22 protein-coding genes are annotated in these 18,816 nt (G+C 62.8%); 15 read left to right on the top strand and 7 right to left on the bottom strand.

The window, feature by feature from the left end; all coding sequences use genetic code 11:
• Positions 1-185: 185 nt before the first annotated feature.
• Both ACK5NW_RS02730 and gluQRS read left to right on the top strand, forming a co-directional pair.
• Positions 186-1,289 (top strand): NAD(P)/FAD-dependent oxidoreductase, encoded by a 1,104-nt coding sequence (locus ACK5NW_RS02730; RefSeq protein ID WP_416924812.1) that lies wholly within the window; start codon positions 186-188, stop codon positions 1,287-1,289.
• Between the two features lie 50 nt (positions 1,290-1,339).
• Positions 1,340-2,338: a tRNA glutamyl-Q(34) synthetase GluQRS gene (gene gluQRS, locus ACK5NW_RS02725; RefSeq protein WP_416924810.1), complete on the top strand. Its 999-nt coding sequence runs from the start codon at positions 1,340-1,342 to the stop codon at positions 2,336-2,338.
• Here gluQRS and ACK5NW_RS02720 read toward each other — a convergent pair.
• Together ACK5NW_RS02720 and purM are read right to left on the bottom strand one after the other, a co-directional pair.
• Complete coding sequence (locus tag ACK5NW_RS02720; protein WP_416924816.1) at positions 2,322-3,305, bottom strand: AI-2E family transporter; 984 nt, start codon at positions 3,303-3,305, stop codon at positions 2,322-2,324. The genes gluQRS and ACK5NW_RS02720 overlap by 17 nt on opposite strands.
• Positions 3,306-3,404: 99 nt before the next feature.
• Entirely contained in the window at positions 3,405-4,472 is a 1,068-nt protein-coding gene (gene purM, locus ACK5NW_RS02715; RefSeq protein ID WP_416924808.1) for a phosphoribosylformylglycinamidine cyclo-ligase, read from the bottom strand.
• 213 nt (positions 4,473-4,685) lie between these two features.
• Between purM and hda the strand changes: the two genes are divergently transcribed.
• The 6 genes from hda to ACK5NW_RS02685 all read left to right on the top strand — a co-directional run bounded on the left by hda (position 4,686) and on the right by ACK5NW_RS02685 (position 10,216).
• Positions 4,686-5,372 carry a DnaA regulatory inactivator Hda gene (hda, locus tag ACK5NW_RS02710; RefSeq protein WP_416924806.1) on the top strand — a complete coding sequence of 229 codons (687 nt, stop codon included), beginning with the start codon at positions 4,686-4,688 and terminating at the stop codon, positions 5,370-5,372.
• Positions 5,373-5,411: 39 nt separating this feature from the next.
• Positions 5,412-6,089 (top strand): HAD family hydrolase, encoded by a 678-nt coding sequence (locus tag ACK5NW_RS02705; protein ID WP_416924804.1) that lies wholly within the window; start codon positions 5,412-5,414, stop codon positions 6,087-6,089.
• Positions 6,089-7,765: a polynucleotide adenylyltransferase PcnB gene (pcnB, locus tag ACK5NW_RS02700; RefSeq protein ID WP_416924802.1), complete on the top strand. Its 1,677-nt coding sequence runs from the start codon at positions 6,089-6,091 to the stop codon at positions 7,763-7,765. The genes ACK5NW_RS02705 and pcnB overlap by 1 nt, the downstream gene beginning before the upstream one ends.
• A gap of 33 nt (positions 7,766-7,798) precedes the next feature.
• Positions 7,799-8,275, top strand: coding sequence for a 2-amino-4-hydroxy-6-hydroxymethyldihydropteridine diphosphokinase (gene folK, locus ACK5NW_RS02695; protein WP_416924800.1), 477 nt, complete (start codon positions 7,799-7,801; stop codon positions 8,273-8,275).
• A gap of 267 nt (positions 8,276-8,542) precedes the next feature.
• Complete coding sequence (locus tag ACK5NW_RS02690; protein WP_416924798.1) at positions 8,543-9,190, top strand: DUF47 domain-containing protein; 648 nt, start codon at positions 8,543-8,545, stop codon at positions 9,188-9,190.
• A 12-nt stretch (positions 9,191-9,202) separates the two neighbouring features.
• On the top strand, positions 9,203-10,216 hold the full coding sequence (locus tag ACK5NW_RS02685) for an anion permease (RefSeq protein ID WP_416924796.1): 1,014 nt from the start codon (positions 9,203-9,205) through the stop codon (positions 10,214-10,216).
• 55 nt (positions 10,217-10,271) lie between these two features.
• Here ACK5NW_RS02685 and ACK5NW_RS02680 read toward each other — a convergent pair whose 3' ends face one another.
• Positions 10,272-10,718: a hypothetical protein gene (locus ACK5NW_RS02680; RefSeq protein WP_416924814.1), complete on the bottom strand. Its 447-nt coding sequence runs from the start codon at positions 10,716-10,718 to the stop codon at positions 10,272-10,274.
• A gap of 318 nt (positions 10,719-11,036) precedes the next feature.
• On the opposite strand from ACK5NW_RS02680, the gene rpsP reads away from it, so the two are divergent.
• On the top strand, positions 11,037-11,297 hold the full coding sequence (rpsP, locus tag ACK5NW_RS02675) for a 30S ribosomal protein S16 (RefSeq protein ID WP_416924794.1): 261 nt from the start codon (positions 11,037-11,039) through the stop codon (positions 11,295-11,297).
• A 16-nt stretch (positions 11,298-11,313) separates the two neighbouring features.
• Positions 11,314-11,907, top strand: a complete 594-nt coding sequence (rimM, locus tag ACK5NW_RS02670) for a ribosome maturation factor RimM (protein WP_416924792.1) — start codon at positions 11,314-11,316, stop codon at positions 11,905-11,907.
• Positions 11,908-11,976: 69 nt separating this feature from the next.
• Here rimM and ACK5NW_RS02665 read toward each other — a convergent pair whose 3' ends face one another.
• The 3 genes from ACK5NW_RS02665 to ACK5NW_RS02655 all read right to left on the bottom strand — a co-directional run bounded on the left by ACK5NW_RS02665 (position 11,977) and on the right by ACK5NW_RS02655 (position 13,293).
• On the bottom strand, positions 11,977-12,255 hold the full coding sequence (locus ACK5NW_RS02665; protein ID WP_416924790.1) for a septum formation initiator family protein: 279 nt from the start codon (positions 12,253-12,255) through the stop codon (positions 11,977-11,979).
• Between the two features lie 79 nt (positions 12,256-12,334).
• Positions 12,335-12,478, bottom strand: coding sequence for a hypothetical protein (locus ACK5NW_RS02660; protein ID WP_416924788.1), 144 nt, complete (start codon positions 12,476-12,478; stop codon positions 12,335-12,337).
• A 5-nt stretch (positions 12,479-12,483) separates the two neighbouring features.
• Positions 12,484-13,293, bottom strand: a complete 810-nt coding sequence (locus ACK5NW_RS02655; protein WP_416924786.1) for a hypothetical protein — start codon at positions 13,291-13,293, stop codon at positions 12,484-12,486.
• Between the two features lie 171 nt (positions 13,294-13,464).
• Here ACK5NW_RS02655 and ACK5NW_RS02650 point away from each other — a divergent pair, with 171 nt between their 5' ends.
• From ACK5NW_RS02650 to ACK5NW_RS02640, 3 genes are read left to right on the top strand one after another with little or no spacing between them, the layout of a single operon-like run.
• The gene (locus tag ACK5NW_RS02650; RefSeq protein WP_416924784.1) at positions 13,465-14,970 is read left to right on the top strand and encodes a M16 family metallopeptidase; all 1,506 of its coding nucleotides are present in this window, start codon (positions 13,465-13,467) and stop codon (positions 14,968-14,970) included.
• Between the two features lie 8 nt (positions 14,971-14,978).
• On the top strand, positions 14,979-15,455 hold the full coding sequence (locus ACK5NW_RS02645; protein WP_416924782.1) for a hypothetical protein: 477 nt from the start codon (positions 14,979-14,981) through the stop codon (positions 15,453-15,455).
• Positions 15,452-16,816: a M16 family metallopeptidase gene (locus ACK5NW_RS02640; protein ID WP_416924780.1), complete on the top strand. Its 1,365-nt coding sequence runs from the start codon at positions 15,452-15,454 to the stop codon at positions 16,814-16,816. The genes ACK5NW_RS02645 and ACK5NW_RS02640 overlap by 4 nt, the downstream gene beginning before the upstream one ends.
• 16 nt (positions 16,817-16,832) lie before the next feature.
• Here ACK5NW_RS02640 and ACK5NW_RS02635 read toward each other — a convergent pair whose 3' ends face one another.
• Positions 16,833-17,414, bottom strand: a complete 582-nt coding sequence (locus tag ACK5NW_RS02635) for a hemerythrin domain-containing protein (RefSeq protein WP_416924778.1) — start codon at positions 17,412-17,414, stop codon at positions 16,833-16,835.
• A gap of 179 nt (positions 17,415-17,593) precedes the next feature.
• Here ACK5NW_RS02635 and rsmD point away from each other — a divergent pair, with 179 nt between their 5' ends.
• Entirely contained in the window at positions 17,594-18,214 is a 621-nt protein-coding gene (rsmD, locus tag ACK5NW_RS02630) for a 16S rRNA (guanine(966)-N(2))-methyltransferase RsmD (protein WP_416924776.1), read from the top strand.
• An 84-nt stretch (positions 18,215-18,298) separates the two neighbouring features.
• The gene (gene coaD / locus ACK5NW_RS02625; RefSeq protein WP_416924774.1) at positions 18,299-18,799 is read left to right on the top strand and encodes a pantetheine-phosphate adenylyltransferase; all 501 of its coding nucleotides are present in this window, start codon (positions 18,299-18,301) and stop codon (positions 18,797-18,799) included.
• Positions 18,800-18,816: the final 17 nt, after the last annotated feature.

The following is an 18,816-nucleotide window of genomic DNA, read 5'->3' as shown; positions in this document are numbered from 1 at the left end:
GTCTCTGCGCGGGTGTGTGGGCGCGGCCCCGGGCGGTCTGCTGCGTTGCAAATCCTCGCGATACCGCCAGGTATCGCTGCGGTTTGCGCCTTGCAGCCCATCCCGATCCGCATCCCGCACTCCTCACGCTGAGACTTTGAACACGCTCTGAGAAAGTGGGGCTTGAAGGCGTGTAGAGTGCGCCCATGAACACCCGCCACCGCCCATCTTTTGCGCATTCGCGTGCCATTTCAAATACAGCAAACCCTGCGCCGCATGCGGCGGTAGTAGGCGCGGGCATGGCAGGCATCGCCTGTGCACGCACGCTGATGCAAGCGGGCTGGCGGGTGACGGTGTTTGAGACGGCCAGTCAGGTGGGTGGCCGCATGGCGGTGTGCGATTCGCCTTTTGGCAGTTTTGACAGTGGCGCGCAGTACTTCACCGTGCGCGATGCGCGTTTTGAGCAGGCGCTGACACAAACTGCGCCGGGTCTGGCACGCCGCTGGAGCGCCAATGCCGTGCGCGTGCTGGACGAGCACGGGCGCGTGGTTGAAACGGCTTTGCCTGCACGCGAATCGCACTGGGTACCCGCGCCGGACATGAACGCGCTGCTCCGTCACTGGGCTGCGCCAATGATTGATCAAGGTCATGTGCATCTGAGCACGCAGGTGCGTGCGATTGCGCCTGATGCGTTGCAATCCGGCCGCTGGCAACTGCTGACACAAGGCGAGGGCGATGATCACCCTGTGCATGCCGGATTTGATGCCACGCTGTTGGCCGTACCTGCGGCAACCGCGCGCCAGTTGCTGGCCCATGCTGGTGCGCCAGCACTGGCCGATGCGATGCGCGCTGTACAAGTCGCTCCGTGCTGGACGCTGATGTTGGCCTTTCCGCAAGCCGCGCAGCCGGGGCTGTATACGCTGGGGCCGCAGTGGAACGCGGCGCGCAGTACGCACCACCGCATTGCCTGGCTGGCGCGCGAATCGTCGAAGCCAGGGCGGGGGGCTATTGAGCGCTGGACGGTGCAGGCCAACCCCGTGTGGTCGCGCGAGCACGCTGGTGACGATGCGGCGCGCGTGACGGCCAAACTGCTCAAAGCCTTTGCCGAGGTGACTGGCATCCGCGCCGCGCCAGGCTGGGCGCAAGCAGTGCTGTGGCCAGCAGCGCAGACCATCACACCGCTGGGCCAGCCCTGTTTGTGGCAACACGACCAAGGCCTGGGTGCATGTGGCGACTGGTGCCTGGGCCACCGGGTGGAAGACGCCTTTGTCTCCGGTCTGGAGCTGGCTTTGCGCGTGGTGGGGCGCTGAGCGCAGCGCGTTCGTGGGCGCGGTTGTTGCTATCCAGGTGGTTGCCAGTCATGTACGTTGGCCGCTTTGCCCCATCGCCTACTGGGCCGTTGCATGCCGGCTCGCTGGTGGCGGCGCTGGCCAGTTGGCTGGACGCGCGCGCTCACGGCGGGCGCTGGCTGGTGCGCATTGAAGATGTCGATACACCGCGTTGCGTGCCCGGTGCCGATGCGCTGATCTTGCAGCAATTGCACGCCTGTCATCTGGTGCCCGATGCGCCGCCGCTGTGGCAGTCGCAGCGCCACGCCCACTACCGCCGGGCGCTGGATCGTTTGATCGAGGCGGGCCGGGCCTACCCCTGCGCCTGTTCGCGCAAAGACATTGAAGCCGCTCAGCGCACGCAGGGCCTGGTGCGCACGCGCGGGGTGGAACTGCCTTACCCTGGCACCTGCCGCTCCGAGCGCGGTGGTCTGCATGGCCGAGCTGCGCGTGCCTGGCGGATACATACCGGATTTTTTGAGTCAAATTATGCTCTGGCGCAATCAGCAAGGGCATATACGGCTATGGATAGAGTAGCTGAAGACATTCGCTGGAATGACCGGCGCTTGGGCCAGCAGCGTCAAAACGTCGAGCAAACGGTGGGCGATTTTGTGCTGCTGCGCGCCGATGGCTTGTGGGCGTACCAATTGGCGGTGGTGGTGGACGATGCCGAGCAGGGCATCACCCATGTGGTGCGCGGCCAAGACCTGGCCGACAACACGCCGCGCCAAATCTTGCTGCAAAGTGCGTTGGATCTGCCCACACCCAGTTACCTGCATACCCCGCTGGTGCTGGCTGCTGACGGCCAGAAACTCAGCAAGCAGAACGGGGCGCAGGCGGTGAATTTGTCTGACCCGCTGCGGGCCTTGACGCAGGCTGCGGGCGTGCTGGGCTTGGCGTTGTCTGCCAGTGCGTCGGCCACAGTGGGGCAGGCGCTGGCGCAGTGGGTCGATCAATGGTGTGAGCGATGGATGCGCCCAGTGCAGGCGGCAGCACAACCCTCGTGCACGCTTTCTACACCCAGCCCGTGATCTGTAATTCTTTCTTGGTGTAGGCGTAAAACAGCGGTGCAGCCACCAGCCCGGCGGGGCCGAAGATGGCTTCAAAGGTGAACATCACTGCCAGCAACTCCCACACGCCCATGTGCGTGCGGTGGCCGATGACCTTGGCGTTGATGAAGTATTCGGCCTTGTGAATGGCCACCAGAAACACCAGGCAGGCCAGTGCCACCGCAGGCGACACCGACAGGCCCACCAGCGTCAGCACGCCGTTGCAGATCAGGTTGCCGACGATGGGGATCAGCCCGGCCACAAAGGTCAGCAGCACCAGCATCATGGTGTAGGGCAGGCGCGCGTCCCACAGCGGCAGCACCACCAGTAAAAAGAAGGCGGTCAGGCAGGTATTGAGCAGCGCAATCCAGAACTGCGCCACCACAATCTGGCGAAAGGTTTCGCCAAAGCGGGTGATGCGCTGGTGCAGCGCTTCGGTCAGCGGTTTGAGCGTGCCTGCAACGGGGCGCACGGCGGCCAGCGCGCCGATCAGCAGGCCCACGTAGGCCAGCAGCAGGCCGGTGAGCCAGGCGCGCCCCGTCAGGGCCAGCGCGCCCGCCTTGCTGGCCAGATAGGCGGCGATGATGCGCTGCACCTCTTGCGCGCCGTCGGGCAACTGGCTGGTCATGTCGGGCGGCAGCTTGTCGCGCAGCTCCAGCACGGTGCGGGCCATGAAAGCCAGCAGCTCGCGGTACTGATTGGGTGCGTCCAGCACCAGCCCGCGCGTGCGCGGCAAGGCAATGGCCACCAGCAACAGCGGCAGCAGTGCCACCAGCGCGGCCGACAGTTTGGGGGCTTGGCCGTCTTCAGTGCGCGCAAGTTGCCCCAGATGCGGACTGAGCCAGCGGGTGGACAAAAAGCCCACGTACACGCACAGCAGCCCTGGCAACAGCCCCTGGAACATGATGAGCACCAGCGCGCAGGCCACCAGCACGTAGCTGACCCACATGGCAATGTACTGCTGGCGATGCAGCGGGGCCGCCGGGAAGGTGTGGTGCGGCAGGGGCGGCTGGCCCCGGGCGGCACGGACTGATTTGCGCACGCTTTTTCAGGCCACCACCACCGGCGCGGCGTTGCCGCGCGGGCCGATGCGGCCAATCACATGCACCTGCTCGCCCGCAGCGCGCAGGTGGGTGGCGCAGGCGTCGGCGGCGCTGGGGCTGACCACCAGCACCATGCCGATGCCGTTGTTGAACGTGCGGTTCATCTCCACGTCGTCAATGCCCGCCGTGTGCTGTAACCAGCCGAACAGCTCGCTTTGCGGCCAACTGCCTTTGGTCAGGTGCGCGCCCAGATGATCGGGTAGCACGCGGGGAATGTTCTCCAGCAGCCCCCCGCCGGTGATGTGGGCCAGTGCCTTGATGCCGCCTTGGTTGGCCGGGTGGGCGGCCAGCGCGGCCAGCACGTTTTTGACGTAAATGCGCGTGGGGGCCATCACCGCCTGCCGCAACGGCTGCCCGTCCAGCGTGGCGGGCAGTGCGTTGCCAGCATGTTCGGTACGCTCGATGCATTTGCGCACCAGACTGAAGCCGTTGCTGTGCACGCCGCTGGAGGCCAGACCCAGCACCACGTCGCCCTCGGCCACGCTTTGGCCGGTGAGGATGTTGGATTTTTCAACCGCGCCCACGGCAAAGCCTGCCAGGTCGTATTCGCCCGCTGGGTACATGCCAGGCATCTCGGCCGTTTCGCCGCCGATCAGCGCGCAACCGGCCAGCTCGCAACCCTTGGCAATGCCGCCCACCACGGCAGCGGCGGTGTCCACATCCAGCTTGCCGCAGGCAAAGTAGTCCAGAAAGAACAGCGGCTCGGCACCCTGCACCAGCACATCATTGACGCTCATGGCCACCAGGTCGATGCCCACCGTGCTGTGCATGTTCCACTCAAACGCCAGCTTGAGCTTGGTGCCCACACCGTCGGTGCCGCTGACCAGCACCGGTTCTTTGTAGCGTTTGGGTACCTCGAACAGCGCGCCAAAGCCGCCAATGCCCGCCATCACGCCTTCGCGCAAGGTTTTTTTGGCCAGCGGCTTGATGCGTTCGACCAGCGCGTCGCCCGCGTCAATGTCGACGCCAGCGTCTTTGTAGCTCAAGGGGGAAGGGGCGGCTGCGGAGGTCATGGGTGGGTCAGTAGTGGGCACGAATCGGATGGATGGAACGCCAAGGTAACGGACAGGGGCATCAGTGCCTGCCTGCACCGCTTAAAATCAAACCCTTGATTCTAGGCGCAGCGCCATTTCATATTTTGTAGCGTGCACGCCTGACGTTGCTGGCCCAACGGCTGTTGTCAGCACCTGTTTTTTGCATCTGGATCGCACCCACCCCATTGCCTGATGAAGCAAATCGCGCTTGATATCGGTTTGACGCCTGAGCCTACCTTGGCGGGCTTTTTGGCGGGCCGCAACGCCGAAGCAGTGCAACACGTGCGGCTGTGGGCCGAAAGCGCCACGCGCTCGCCCGTGCCCAGCTATGTGTGGGGGCCAGAAGGCACCGGCAAAACCCATTTGCTGCGCGCCGCGCGCCAGGCGCTGCAAAGCCAGGGCCGTGTGGTCGGCTGGCTGGATACCGACACCCCGTTACGCACACCATTCGACGAACGCTGGGACGCCGTGCTGCTGGATGACGTGCACCGCTACGGGCCTGAACACCAGCACATGGCCTTCAACTGGTTTGTCAATGCCGTATCGCCGCTGCACGGCAAGCCCCGGGCCGTGCTGGCGGCGGGTCGTCTGCCGCCTGCCGACTTGCCGGTGCGCGACGACTTGCGCACCCGCCTGGGCTGGGGCCATGTGTTTGAGCTGCACCCGCTGGCCGAAGGCGATATGCGCGCCGTGCTGCGCCAGTCGGCCGATGCGCGCGGGGTGTTCTTGTCCGATGAAGTCATGGGTTTCGTGCTGGGGCGTTTTTCGCGTGATTTAGGCAGCCTGATGCAACTGCTGGACAAGCTGGATCGCTACGCGCTGCAAACCCAGCGCGCCATCACCATTCCGCTGATCAAGTCCATGCTGGAAAATGAATAGCTGCCTGTGCAATACCATTGGGCGCTACGGCTTGATTTGATGATGAAAAAACTGGCTCTTTTCGACCTTGACCACACGCTGATCCCGCTGGATTCAGACCACGCCTGGGGCGAGTTCACCACCCGCATTGGCTGGACCGATGCGGGCGAGTTCAAACGCCGCAACGACGCGTTTTATGCGCAATACCAGGCGGGCACGCTGGATATCCATGACTACATCCGCTTTACCACCGGGCCGGTGCGTCAGCGTGGCCCAGGCGCGGCGGCCCAGGCGCATGCGCGCTTCATGCGCGAAGTGATTGGCCCGGCCATCACGCCGCAAGCGCGCGCGCTGGTTGATCGCCACCGGCAGGCGGGCGATCAGTTGATTGTCGTCACCGCCACCAACGAATTCGTCACCCGGCCGATTGCCGCCAGCTTCGGCATCGACGAGCTGATCGCCGTCAATCTGGCGCGCGGCGATGGCGGCTGGATCACCGGCGAGATTGCGGGCACGCCCTCGTTTCGTGAAGGCAAAGTTACCCGCGTGGGCCAGTGGCTGAAAGGCCGTGGCCTGGATTGGGCGGACGTAGACATCACTTTTTATTCCGATTCGCTCAACGACTTGCCCCTGCTGGAAAAAGCCCAGCATCCCGTGGCCACCAACCCGGACGAGCGGCTGCGTGCCACCGCCGTGCAGCGCGGCTGGCCGGTTCTGGAACTTTTCAAGGCCAACTGATGATCAAGCGACAGATCGACAAATTCATCGACAAACTGATCGATAAAACCACCGGCCGCAGCGGCGCGCGCAAGCGCTTTGGCAAACGGGTGGAAGTTGGCCCCGACGGCCACGGCATCAACCCCGCGCTGGTGGACGAACGCGCGTTGAACGTGGTGCGCACGCTGCAAGAGGCGGGTTTTGAGGCTTACATCGTCGGTGGTGCGGTGCGCGATCTGCTGCTGGGACTCAAACCCAAGGACTTTGACGTCGCCACCAACGCCACGCCCGAACAGGTCAAAGGGCTGTTTCGTCGCGCTTTCATCATCGGACGGCGCTTTCGCATCGTGCATGTGGTGTTTGGGCGTGGGCGTGAGCACGAGGTGATCGAGGTGTCCACCTTCCGTGCCTATCTGGATTCAGCCGCGGCTACTCAGGTCAGGGGTAACGAACGCACCGCCAAACACCAGTTGGCCGGTCAGCAGCACGCCGTGGACGCATCGGGCCGTGTGCTGCGCGACAACGTCTGGGGGCCGCAGGACGAAGACGCTGCGCGGCGCGACTTTACGGTCAACGCCATGTACTACGACCCCGAAACGCGCATCGTGGTCGACTATCACGGCGGCATTGCTGATGCGCAAAAAAAGCTGCTGCGCATGATTGGCGATGCGCCCACGCGCTACCGCGAAGATCCGGTGCGTATCATCCGCGCGGTGCGCTTTGGGGCCAAGCTGTCGGCGCTGGGCTTCAAGCTGGAGCCTAAAACGGCCAAACCCCTGGTCGAAGCCAAGGCGCTGCTGGCCGAGGTGCCGCAAAGCCGCCTGTTCGACGAAATGCTCAAGCTGCTGCAAACCGGCCACGCGCTGGCCAGCGTGGCGCAGTTGCGCAAGCTGGGCCTGGCGCAGGGCATTTACCCGCTGCTGGATGTGGTGGTCGAGCGGGCGGACCATCCTTTCATCCAATCTGCGCTGCAAGACACCGACCGCCGTGTGGGCGAGGGCAAGCCGGTGGCACCGTCTTTTTTGCTGGCCTGCGTGCTGTGGCAAGACGTGCTGGCCGGCTGGCAGCAGCGGCTGGCGCGCAAGGCGCATCCGTTTCCGGCCTTGCAAGACGCGGTCGACGAAGTGTTCGACGCTCGCGTGGGCGACGTGTCGGGCCGCGGCAAGCTGGGTGCCGACATGCGCGAAATCTGGATGATGCAGCCGCGCTTTGAAAAACGCAGCGGCAACGCGCCCTTCAGCCTGGCCGGACAAACCCGCTTTCGCGCCGGCTTTGATTTTTTGCGTCTGCGCGCTGACGTGGGCGAGGTAAGCGAAGAGCTGGCCGACTGGTGGCAAGAGTTCAGTCTGGCCGACGATGGCGCGCGCGAAAGCATGGTCGATGAATTGCGCGCTGAGCAGCAGCGCAGCAAAAAACAGACCCCGCGTGTGCATCGTGCGCCCAGGGCGGCTGCAACCGATGCCACGCCTGCTGATGCCGCATGGCCTGCGACGCCTGAGGCGCTGACGAGCGAAGGCGCGGACAGCCCATCGCCTGCCAAAAAACGCCGTCGGCGGCGGCGCAAGCCTTCAAGCGGTGGCTCTGATGATGACTCTGGCGGCAATTCAAACGGTGCTTCAGGTGGCGCTTCAGATGGTGTCGATGGCAGCAGTGGTGGAGATGCCTCTACAGCGCCCCCCGCAGGTGGTGGCGAATAGAACGCCTGTTCGATCCATTTCTTTTTTGTCGCCATGCCTGTCACGCGCGCGCCCGTCATGGCTTACGTGGGCCTGGGTGCCAACCTGGGCGATGCGGCAGCCGCTGTGCGTGCCGCTATCGACCAATTGGCGCAGCTTTCAGATTCGATCTTGATGGCGCGCTCTGGCCTGTGGCGCAGTGCGCCGGTGGATGCGGATGGCCCTGATTTCATCAACGCCGTGGTGGCGCTGCGCACGCGGCTGACGGCCCCCGATCTGCTGGCCGCCTTGCAGCGGCTGGAAGTCGGGGCGGGGCGCCAGCGCCCGTATCCCAACGCGCCGCGCACGCTGGATCTGGATTTGTTGCGCTATGGCGATGGCCGCATCGGCAGCCCATCGCTGAGCGTGCCGCACCCGCGCATGGCGGGTCGCGCCTTTGTGCTGCGCCCGCTGGTCGAGGTGGCCCCAAGTCTGGTCACGCCCGCGATGCTGGATGCCGTGGCTGATCAGCGTATTGAGCGATTGTCCTGATTTATCAATTCATTGATTTGCGACAAATTGGTTGGTAATGCTCGTGTATCAATCCTTTGATGCTCATTTTTTTATATCTTCAAAGGAGGTGCGTGGTTTGTACCGGGCGATTGCGGGGCGATTTTGGGTGTCGTGCAGTGGCCGATGCGCAACGTTTTGCCAAGAGGCGGTGTGGCGGGTGGTTACACTTGAATGACTGTCACCGAATCGTCGTCTAACCTTGGTGGGTTTGACGCAGCCATTTCAAAGAACAGGAGCGCTTTTTCCATGCTGTTCAGCAAGCTGTTGCCCAAAGAGGGCAATTTTTTTGAGCTGTTCAACCAGCACGCCGACCGCACCGTGGAAGCCGCGCTGGCATTCCAGCAACTGGTGCTCAATTACAGCGACGTGCACCTGCGCGCCAAATACAACCAGGACGTGGACAACGCCGAGCGCGCCGCCGACCGCGTGACGCACGAGGTTAACCGCCTGATCCACACCACCTTCATCACACCGATCGACCGCGAGCAGATTCACGGCCTGATCAATCTGATGGACGACGTGGCTGACTTGTTGCAGGACTCGGCCGAGACGATGGCGCTGTACGACATCCACCACATGACGGACGAAATCATGCGGTTGACCGATTTGTCGGTGAAGTGCTGCCAGCGCGTGCAGGCGGCGGTGCGCCTGCTGGGCAAGATTGCCGAGCAGCCCACGGCGGAGGCGGCATTGAAGACTTGCGAAGAGATTGACCAGCTTGAATCTGATGCTGACCGTGTGATGCGCAGTGCGCTGAGCAAGCTGTTTCGTGAAGAGCCGGACGTGCGTGAGGTGATCAAGCTCAAGGCCATTTACGAGCTGCTGGAGACCATCACCGACAAGTGTGAAGACGTGGCCAACCAGATCGAAGGCATCGTCCTCGAGAATTCCTGACCGGGCCTCGGCATGGAAACCGTACAAGCAGCCCTGTGGGTGGTGGTGATGCTGGTGGTGCTGGCGCTGGCGTTCGACTTCATGAACGGCTTTCACGACGCCGCCAACTCGATTGCCACCGTGGTGTCGACCGGCGTGCTGCGCCCGACCCAGGCAGTGATGTTCGCTGCATTCTTCAATGTGGTTGCCATTTTTATTTTCCATCTCAGTGTGGCTGCCACGGTAGGCAAGGGGATTGTGCAGCCCGGCGTGGTGGACACGCACGTGGTGTTCGGTGCCCTGCTGGGTGCCATTACCTGGAACCTGGTGACCTGGTATTACGGCATTCCATCCAGCTCATCGCACGCACTGATTGGTGGCATCGTCGGGTCGGTGATGGCCAAATCAGGTGCCAGCGTGCTGGTGGCTGGGGGCATCATCAAAACAGTGGCCTTCATCTTTGTGTCTCCTCTGCTGGGTTTTTTGTTCGGATCGCTGATGATGGTGGTGGTGGCCTGGATATGCCGCCGCGCCCGGCCCAGCCAGGTTGATAAATGGTTTCGCCGCCTGCAACTGGTGTCGGCTGGGGCCTACAGCCTGGGCCACGGTGGCAACGACGCGCAAAAAACCATTGGCATTATCTGGATGCTGCTGATCGCTACCGGCTATTCGGCAGCGGGCGATACGGCACCGCCCACCTGGACCATCGTCTCGTGCTATCTGGCAATCGGCCTGGGCACCATGTTTGGCGGCTGGCGCATTGTCAAGACCATGGGGCAGAAGATCACCAAGCTCAAACCCGTGGGCGGGTTTTGCGCGGAAACGGGTGGCGCGCTGACGTTATTTTTGGCCACTGCGCTGGGCATTCCGGTGTCCACCACCCACACCATCACCGGTGCCATCGTCGGCGTCGGCTCCACCCAGCGCGCCAGTGCCGTGCGTTGGGGCGTGGCGGGCAACATCGTCTGGGCCTGGGTGCTGACTATTCCGGCCAGCGCTTTTGTTGCCGCACTGGCTTACTGGCTCAGTCTGTCGCTGTTCAAATAGCTGTATTTTTGAGTGCCAATGGCGTGACACCCACCAGTGTCAGCGCCACAGGAAGTTACTGCGATATCTTCCGTGCCTCTTCAATCTGGTATTCAAAGTAGCGCTGAAAGCTGAAAGCCAGCGAAGCCATCAGCACTGCCGTGCCCACCATCAGCGAGGCGGCGATTCCGACGACGGTGAACCAGTGGGTCTGGCCGGGTGCGGCGGCAGGATCCAGCGCGGGGTTGAAGCGAGCGTTCCACTTCTCAGGCGTCATCAGGCCATAAATGATGGCCATTAATGCGCAGCCCGCGATGGTAAAACCCAGTAGCGGAATGAGCACCCAGCTCCAGCGGTCGTCCTGGCCCAGTTGCTGCACGCGCTCAATGCCGTACAGACCAAGCGCTGTAGGAATGGGCAATATCCAGCCCAGCAAATCGCCCAAGCCTTTAAGGTAGAAGCGGTGCAAGCCCAGCGGCCCGCCCAAGAAAGTTAGCCAGGTGGCCAGGGTTTTGTTTTTGATGCGGCTCATGATTGGGCCTTTGTCAGAGTCGTTGTGTCGTGGGCAGAATGAATCAAGCACGTGGCGCGCATGGACAGGTAGCGTGCAGAGCGAAAACCAGAGCAAGGGCATTGGTTGGAGGTGCGCGTTGCATGCATCGGTGAATCGCATGGGGCAGTAACAAAAGCTACCAGCTATAATCATAGGCTTTTCGGTGTGTCGCTGGCCGGGTGGCCATGTCGCGTGTCTCAGCACTGAAAGAAACCAGGCGCTGCGCACTGGCCCGTTCCAACCGGAACAGCGTGCTGCACCCACATACCACCCAGGATTTAGACAAACATGGTCGTTATTCGTCTTTCTCGTGGCGGTGCCAAGGCCCGTCCGTTTTTCAACATTGTCGTCGCTGACAAGCGCGTGCGCCGCGATGGCCGTTTTATTGAGCGCATTGGCTTTTACAACCCCAGCGCGGTCGAAGGTGAAGAGGGCCTGCGCATTGCCCAGGACCGCCTGACCCATTGGCTGGGCGTGGGCGCTCAGCCTTCGCCCACCGTGGTGCGCTTGGTCAAGCAAGCGGCCAAGGCTGCGCCCGCTGCTGCCTGAAGCCCTTTCGCATCCCATGCTGCCGGGCCTGGAGTCGGCCGATCTGCCCGCCGATGCAGTGGAAGTGGGTCGTGTGCTGGGAGCTTGGGGTATCAAAGGCTGGATCAAAGTCTTGCCTTATAGCGCCTCTGCGGAGGCGCTTTTTTCATCCAAACGCTGGTTCTTGCTGCCCCCCGAACGAGGTTTTCAGCGTATTGGTACTCAGTGCAGTGCTGATGCAGCCTTCGAAGGTGCAGTGCGTTTAAAAATCAGCCAAGCCCGCGAGCATGCCGATACCGTGGTGGCGGGGATTCAGGACATCAGCGATCGTGACGCGGCTGAGGCACTCAAAGGTGCGCGCATCTTGGTGCCCCGCTCATCCTTTCCAACGCTCGAAGCGGATGAGTATTACTGGGTCGATTTGATAGGTCTGAATGTGGTTAACCGCGAAGGTCAAACCTTGGGCCAAGTGATTGATCTGATGGCCACAGGCCCGCAACAGGTGCTGGTGATTGGCTATCAAGAGGCCGATCAGCCGCGCGAGCGTCTGATTCCGTTTGTGGATGCCTATGTCGACAGCGTGGATCTGCAACAGCGGCGCATCACTGTCGATTGGCAGATGGATTACTGATCAGGCAGTTTTGTCGCCTAAGGGCCGCAGAAACAGACCCAACCAGCGAGCGCTGCCAGGTGTTGCGTCTTATCTTGGGGTGACCTGGACAAAGATCTCGTTCGGCCTGACCATGCCCAGCTCCAATCGGGCTTTTTCTTCCACCAGTCCCAGGCCGTCTTTGAGGTCTTCGACCTCAGATGTCAACTGGTCATTAACCAGCTTGGCCTGGGCATTGGCACTGCGCTGCGCTTGCAGTTTGCGCTCCAGTGCTGTCACATCGGGCAAGCTGCCACGCCCAGCCCACAATTGGGCGTGGATGATCGCTAGCAGCGCGATCAAAACGACAGAAACGACGCGAGATGTCATGGCAGAAAAAGCACTTGCACCACTTATACGATGCTATAAGTTTAATAGAACTTAAGGTGGGTGACAAAGCGTGACGTGGTCAACATGTCCGTTGATCGACCAAAAGCGTGCTGTTGACGGGCAGCTCAATCGCATTTTGAGACATGGGTCTTTCAGCGATGGGCTGGAAAAAGGTGGTGCAGCCACTGTTATTGTGGTGCGTCAGCGGTGCTGTGGCGATCATGCCGATCAACGTCCGTCGGTGGCCCGCGGCATGCCCAGGCTGTCCAGCGACCATTCATACACCCGCGCATCGGTGCGGAATGACCAGATGCGGGCCGCGCCGATGTCGATGATTTCGGTCACGATCACGCACCACAAAATGGCCAGCACAATGCCCGGCGCGCGGCCTTTGCGTTTGGTCAAACCAAATTGGTAACCCACGGCGGCGGTGCCCAAAATGCTCAGACCCAGCAGCAGCGCGATGATTTGTGCGGGCATGCGAAATTCCATCGCCTGGCGCATGGTGGTCGATGAATCAAACGCGTTGTTGACGGCGTTCATCAGCGAATTGGTGGTGGGCGAGGGGGCTTCGGTCACACGTTGCTTGACGTCGATCCAGATCTTGTTTTGCAAGGCGGCGGTTTCGTCGTTCAGGTCATCAATTTCCTTGCTCAAGCCCGGTTGCCGGATATAGCGGTAGCGCACGTCCAAGTAGCGCTTGAGATCGGCCACCAGCGTTTCGGCCTGTGCGCCGCCTGCAGCATCGGCTTGCAGCAAGGCGGTGCCGATGGCGTTGGCTTCTTCCAAGGTGGCGTGCATGCGCAGCTCGTAGCGCGAGGTGGCTGACGACAGGTTGAGCGCCAGCACAAACGCCATCAAGCCCAGCAAGCTGCCCACCACCAGCGTGGCCCCCTCGTCCGCGCCATCGCCAATGTCTTGCCGCCTGCGGCGGCCAATGCGCAGCCCGATCTCGTTGGCCAGCAGCACTACCAACAGCATTCCCAGAAAAAACACGATCCGATTGGCTTCGAGAAGCACATAAAGATAGTCAAGCATGGTGAACTTTCAGTGTGGCAGGGCTTTGACGCAAGGGCGCAAGAATACTCTTTTGGCGGCGCTATGGTGAGCGTATTGTGAGCAATTTGGTTTATTTTTGAACGCACTTCTCAGGCACACTTGGGTTTGACGAGGGAACAATTTTGGCCCTGCGCAACTCTGTAGCCATTCATGCCTGACTTTCCATTGACCCATCGACTTTCTCTGCTCGGCGCAGCGGCGCTGCTGGCCGTCTCACTGGCCGTCACGCCCGACGGCTGGGCGCAGCCCACTCCCAGTCAACCAGCACCGGGCGATGCTCTTGCCGCTGCACGCGCGGGCTTTTCGCCGGGCCAGGCCGAAGCGCAGCAAAAAATCCAGCAAGGCGTGCAGCAGTTCACCCTGCCCAACGGCCTGACGGTGATCGTCAAGCCCGACCACCGCGCCCCCACGGCAGTGCACATGCTGTGGGTGCGCGTGGGGGCGATGGACGAAGTCAGCGGCCTCAGCGGTGTGGCCCATGTGCTGGAGCACATGATGTTCAAGGGCACTGACAAGCTCAAACCCGGTGAATTTTCACGCCGCGTGGCTGCGCTGGGCGGGCGCGAAAACGCCTTCACCAGCTACGACTACACGGGCTATTACCAGCAGGTGCCTGCTGACAAGCTGGGTGATGTGATGGCGCTGGAGGCCAACCGCTTTGCCCACAACCAGTGGAGCGATGACGAATTTGCCAAAGAGCTGGAGGTGGTCAAGGAAGAGCGCCGCATGCGAACTGAAGACAACCCGCACGCGTTGATGTTCGAGCAGCAGCGCGCGGCCACCTTCGTGGCATCGCCCTATCGGCGGCCCGTGGTGGGCTGGATGGGCGATCTGGATGCGCTCAAGGCGCAGGACGCGCGCGATTTTCTGCACCGCTGGTACACCCCGGCCAATGCCGCCGTGGTGGTGGTGGGCGATGTCGATCCGCAAACGGCCCTCCAATTGGTGCAACAGCACTACGGTGGTATTCAGCCCCGCGCCTTGCCGCCGCGCAAACCGCAGCCCGAGCCTGCGCAGGCCGGCATGCGCCGCATTGAAGTCAAAGCCCCGGCCGAACAAGCGCTGGTGTCGCTGGACTTTAAAGTGCCTCAACTCAGCAGTCTTGAACCATCGCCCGACAACGACGATGCGTTGGCGCTCACCGTGCTGTCAGCTGTGCTCGACGGCTACAGCGGCGCGCGGCTGGAACGTGCCCTCACGCAAGGGCCTGACCGCGTGGCCGACTCGGCCAGTTCCAGCAATGGCCTGATGGGGCGCGGCCCGCAGACGTTCAGCCTGTCCGGCGTGCCCGCTGAGGGTAAAACCGCGTCCCAAGTCGAAGCCGCCCTGCGCGCGCAAGTGGCGCGCATCGCCAAAGAAGGCGTGGGTGAGGCCGAGTTGAGGCGCGTCAAAACACAGTGGGTTGCCAGCCAGGTCTACAAACGTGACAGCGTGATGGGCCAGGCGCAAGAGCTGGGCCACTTGTGGATTCAGGGGCTGCCGCTGGACGCCGATGACCGCCTGATCGAGCGCCTGCGCCAGATCACCCCAGCCCAGGTGCAGGCCGTGGCGGCCAAGTACTTCGGCGACGACCAGCTCACCGTAGCCACCCTGCTGCCGCAGCCGCGCGACCCCAACGCCAAGCCGCGCCAGGCATCGGCGGGGATGCGGCATTGAGGCCCCAGATGACTGTTGATTTGCAAGCGCGGGCCAAGCTGGCAGAGTCCACCCGATGGCTCGTTGGTGGACGTGTCACAAACTATGATTTTGATGATTCGATCCCGACATCTGTCGACCCGGCCATCCACGAAATCTACCGCCACTTTCTCTGGCTTCTGTACTCCGATTTTCCGGAGTATCCGCTGATGGGGAAAAACCGACTGTTGCAAGCGAACCGGGACATGGCCGCTCGGTGTGTTGTGTTTCTCAAGTCTGGCATGGCCTATCCATGGCCGGTGCTTTCTCGTGTGCAGTCGATGCTGTTGACGGTCGGAAATTTGCTCACGTTGGGGATGGCTGGACGCGTGTATGCGCGCGGCATCGCCGCGCATGGCGACATGAACCATTGGCCCTTCTTGTCGCAATCGCAATACCAAATGGCTTTAGCCGCGCCCGTGTATCTGACAGGTACAGGCGTTGGTCATTCGCTCCAAGAATCATGAAGACTATTAAAAATATAGCTTTTAGCGCTTTATTTATAAGCTCCGTAGCCCTGTTAGGCATGCCATCCGCGCAGGCCGCCATTCCCATCCAGCACTGGAGCCAGCCCAGCGGCGCGCAGGTTTTTCTGGTCGAAAGCCCGAGCATCCCGATGCTGGACGTGCAGATCGGCTTTGACGCCGGCAGTCGGCGTGACCCGGCTGACCAGGCGGGTTTGGCAGACGTCACGGCGTTGCTGGCGGGCAAGGGCGTGGCCGCACGCGATGGTGCACCAGCGCTGGATGAAAACCAGCTGGGCGAGGCCTGGGCCGATCTGGGTGCCAGCTTTGGCGGCGGCGCAGACAGCGACCGCACGAGCTTTAACCTGCGCACCTTGACCGAGCCTGATTTGCTGCGCCAATCGGTGGCGCTGGCCGCACGCGAGCTGGGCGATGCGGCCTGGCCCGAAGACGTGTGGCAGCGCGAGCGTCAGCGCATCGGTGCGGCGCTGAAGGAAGCGCGCACCCGCCCCGGCACGGTGGCCGCGCTGGACTTTGCCAAGGCGGTGTATGGGCGCCACCCCTATGGCGCAGAGACCACGCCCGAAACGCTGGCGCGCATCAGCGTGGCCGACATGAAGGCGCATTACGCAGCCACCATCGTACCGTGCCGCGCGCAGGTCAGTCTGGTGGGCGCGGTGACGCGGGCGCAGGCCGACCAGATCGCCACCGCGCTGCTGGCGCGGCTGCCGCAGCAACCCGCCGGGGCGGCTTGCCCGCGTTTACCCGCTGTGCCCGAAGTGGCACCGCTGCAAGGCCCGCTGGACGAGCGCGTGCCGTTCGATTCAGCCCAGGCGCACGTGCTGATTGGCCAGCCCGGCTACAAGCGCAACGATCCTGAGTTTTTTGCCCTGCTGGTCGGCAACCACATTCTGGGCGGCGGCGGTTTTACCTCGCGCCTGACCGAGCAGGTGCGCGAAAAGCGCGGCTTGAGCTACAGCGTCTACAGCTATTTTTCGCCCGGCCTGCATGCGGGGGCGTTCACCGTGGGCCTGCAAACCCGGCCTGACCAGGCGGACGAAGCGGTGGCCGTGTCGCGCCAGGTGGTGCGCGATTTTGTTGAAAACGGCCCGACCGAAAAAGAGCTGCAAGCGGCCAAAGACAATCTTGTCGGCGGCTTTGCGCTGCGGCTCGACTCCAACCGCAAACTGCTGGGCAACGTGACCAACATCGCCTGGAACGGCTTGCCGCTTGACTATCTGGAACACTGGACTGAGCGCGTGGGCCAAGTCAGCGCGGCCGACATTCAAAAAGCGTTTGCACGCGTGCTGCAACCGGAGCGCATGGTGACGGTGGTGGTGGGCGGACAGCCCATCGGGCGTTGACGGGGGAATCAGCGCCTCAAGGGGAGCCTCTCACCACATGCCCCACCGTTGGCTTGAGATGCCGGATGTGCAGCGACAAGCCCAGCGCCGCCATGTGGTTGCTGTTGCGATCCAGGATGTCGTGTGACAGCGGCAGAAACTCGGCCTCTTCAAACCGCGCATGCGCCTGGTACTGCGCCACCAGTTTGCCGATGGCCGCGCCGTCCAGCTCGGCAGGCTGGCCCTTGGCCAGTTTTTTCAAGGCAGGCTCCAGCAGCGCCCATTGTTTTTCCACGTCGCGGTGCTCGCGCGTGAGCTGGTCGATCAACTGCTGTACGCGCGTTTTTTCATCCCCCGGTTGGGCGCTTTTGAGCACGGCGGGAAACAGCTCACGCTCTTCCTCGGCATGGTGTTCGAACACCGCCTGGCGGAAAAAGCGCACCATGTCCTCGGCAATGGCGCGCGCGCGCTGCACCGGGGCCAGCAGGGCAGGCAGCTCCCCAAAACCGTCCAGGTGCCGCAAGATGCCTTCATGGCAATTAGAAAACTGATTCAGCGGCTGCTGGATGGCGTTCTGGCCAGCGGCAACGTCAGTGGCAACAGGTGGGGTGCGGGGCATGTCGTTCTCCAAAAGCGGGTGGCAGGTGAGCCGCGTGGGGTTTGTCCACCGTTTTGGGCCCAAGCTGGAGATTAGGGCGCTTCGGGTATGGGCGTACTTGACGCAAGTCATGAACTGGTGCCGAGTGTATATCTGCGTTGGGCAGGCGAGGGGCGGCGATCAGCGCCACAATACCTGCCATGCCCAGCCGCCGTCCTGCCCGCCGCTCCAGTGGCCCCAGTGCTCCAGCCCCGCGCGAAGTGCGCATCATTGGCGGTCAATGGCGGCGTACCCGCGTACCGGTGGCCGACAGGCCCAGCCTGCGCCCGACGCCCGACCGCGTGCGCGAAACCCTGTTCAACTGGCTGGGGCAAGACCTGAGCGGCTGGCGCTGTGTGGACGCCTTTGCGGGCAGTGGTGCGTTGGGGCTGGAAGCGGCCTCGCGCGGCGCAGCGCAGGTGTTGCTGGTCGAGCAAGACGCCGCCCTGACGGCCCAGTTGCGCCATCTGCTGGAGCGCCTGGGGGCCAGCACTGTGCGCGTGCAACGGGGTGACGGCGTGGCGGCCTTGCAGGCACAGCCGGTGGGCAGCGTCGATCTGGCGCTGCTGGATCCACCATTCGATGCCGCTGCACTGTTTGCGCCCGCGCTGGCCGCCGCCGCCGCCGCCGTGCGCACAGGCGGTTGGGTGTATCTGGAGGCACCTGCGCCCGCAAGCGAAGCGGCGCTGCATGCCCTGGGCTTGACGCTGCATCGCCACCTGAAAGCCGGTGCCGTGCACGCTCACTTGTTGCAGCGTATAGCAGTCAGCACGCCAGTGTGAGAGGCAGGCGGACTTTGGGGCGCGACTGAAGACCGTCGGCATAATGCCCCGGACCCATCAGCCCTGCAAAAGGAGACCCGCGTCATGAGCCAAGGCGTGATTGCCGTTTACCCTGGAACCTTTGACCCCATCACCCTGGGGCACGAAGACATCGTGCGCCGCGCGGCGGGCCTGTTCGACCAGCTGATCATTGCCGTGGCTGTGGCGCACCATAAAAAGACGATGTTCACGCTGGATGAAAGACTGGCGCTGGTGGGCGATACCGCAGCGCGTTTTGACAACGTCAGCGTGGCCCCTTTTGACGGCTTGGTGCGCGACTTTGTGCTGGCGTGCGGCGGCAAAGTGATGGTGCGCGGCGTGCGCGGCGTGACCGATTTCGATTACGAAGCCCAATTGGCGGGTATGAACCGCCACTTGGCCCCCAATGTGGAAACCGTGTTTCTCACGCCCGCGGCCACGCTGCAATCGGTCAGCAGCACGCTGGTCCGCGAGATCTCGCAACTGGGCGGCGATGTGGCACCGTATGTGTCGTCCGCAGTGCTGCAAGCGCTGCAAGCCAAAAAACAGGCCCGGGCCGGGGTCTGAGAAGTGGTAGGGCGGGG

The sequence above is a fragment of the Ottowia sp. genome (assembly GCF_047975795.1).
Lineage (GTDB): Bacteria > Pseudomonadota > Gammaproteobacteria > Burkholderiales > Burkholderiaceae_C > Ottowia.
This window is presented reverse-complemented; position numbering and strand designations above follow the sequence as displayed.

What these genes read in the sequence shown, in the direction of transcription:
- ACK5NW_RS02730 (WP_416924812.1), top strand. Translation starts at nt 186, where the DNA reads ATGAACACCCGCCACCGCCCATCTTTTGCGCATTCGCGTGCCATTTCA.
- gluQRS (WP_416924810.1), top strand. Translation starts at nt 1,340, where the DNA reads ATGTACGTTGGCCGCTTTGCCCCATCGCCTACTGGGCCGTTGCATGCC.
- ACK5NW_RS02720 (WP_416924816.1), bottom strand. Translation starts at nt 3,305, where the DNA reads ATGTGGGTCAGCTACGTGCTGGTGGCCTGCGCGCTGGTGCTCATCATG.
- purM (WP_416924808.1), bottom strand. Translation starts at nt 4,472, where the DNA reads ATGACCTCCGCAGCCGCCCCTTCCCCCTTGAGCTACAAAGACGCTGGC.
- hda (WP_416924806.1), top strand. Translation starts at nt 4,686, where the DNA reads ATGAAGCAAATCGCGCTTGATATCGGTTTGACGCCTGAGCCTACCTTG.
- ACK5NW_RS02705 (WP_416924804.1), top strand. Translation starts at nt 5,412, where the DNA reads ATGATGAAAAAACTGGCTCTTTTCGACCTTGACCACACGCTGATCCCG.
- pcnB (WP_416924802.1), top strand. Translation starts at nt 6,089, where the DNA reads ATGATCAAGCGACAGATCGACAAATTCATCGACAAACTGATCGATAAA.
- folK (WP_416924800.1), top strand. Translation starts at nt 7,799, where the DNA reads ATGCCTGTCACGCGCGCGCCCGTCATGGCTTACGTGGGCCTGGGTGCC.
- ACK5NW_RS02690 (WP_416924798.1), top strand. Translation starts at nt 8,543, where the DNA reads ATGCTGTTCAGCAAGCTGTTGCCCAAAGAGGGCAATTTTTTTGAGCTG.
- ACK5NW_RS02685 (WP_416924796.1), top strand. Translation starts at nt 9,203, where the DNA reads ATGGAAACCGTACAAGCAGCCCTGTGGGTGGTGGTGATGCTGGTGGTG.
- rpsP (WP_416924794.1), top strand. Translation starts at nt 11,037, where the DNA reads ATGGTCGTTATTCGTCTTTCTCGTGGCGGTGCCAAGGCCCGTCCGTTT.
- rimM (WP_416924792.1), top strand. Translation starts at nt 11,314, where the DNA reads ATGCTGCCGGGCCTGGAGTCGGCCGATCTGCCCGCCGATGCAGTGGAA.
- ACK5NW_RS02665 (WP_416924790.1), bottom strand. Translation starts at nt 12,255, where the DNA reads ATGACATCTCGCGTCGTTTCTGTCGTTTTGATCGCGCTGCTAGCGATC.
- ACK5NW_RS02660 (WP_416924788.1), bottom strand. Translation starts at nt 12,478, where the DNA reads ATGATCGCCACAGCACCGCTGACGCACCACAATAACAGTGGCTGCACC.
- ACK5NW_RS02655 (WP_416924786.1), bottom strand. Translation starts at nt 13,293, where the DNA reads ATGCTTGACTATCTTTATGTGCTTCTCGAAGCCAATCGGATCGTGTTT.
- ACK5NW_RS02650 (WP_416924784.1), top strand. Translation starts at nt 13,465, where the DNA reads ATGCCTGACTTTCCATTGACCCATCGACTTTCTCTGCTCGGCGCAGCG.
- ACK5NW_RS02645 (WP_416924782.1), top strand. Translation starts at nt 14,979, where the DNA reads ATGACTGTTGATTTGCAAGCGCGGGCCAAGCTGGCAGAGTCCACCCGA.
- ACK5NW_RS02640 (WP_416924780.1), top strand. Translation starts at nt 15,452, where the DNA reads ATGAAGACTATTAAAAATATAGCTTTTAGCGCTTTATTTATAAGCTCC.
- ACK5NW_RS02635 (WP_416924778.1), bottom strand. Translation starts at nt 17,414, where the DNA reads ATGCCCCGCACCCCACCTGTTGCCACTGACGTTGCCGCTGGCCAGAAC.
- rsmD (WP_416924776.1), top strand. Translation starts at nt 17,594, where the DNA reads ATGCCCAGCCGCCGTCCTGCCCGCCGCTCCAGTGGCCCCAGTGCTCCA.
- coaD (WP_416924774.1), top strand. Translation starts at nt 18,299, where the DNA reads ATGAGCCAAGGCGTGATTGCCGTTTACCCTGGAACCTTTGACCCCATC.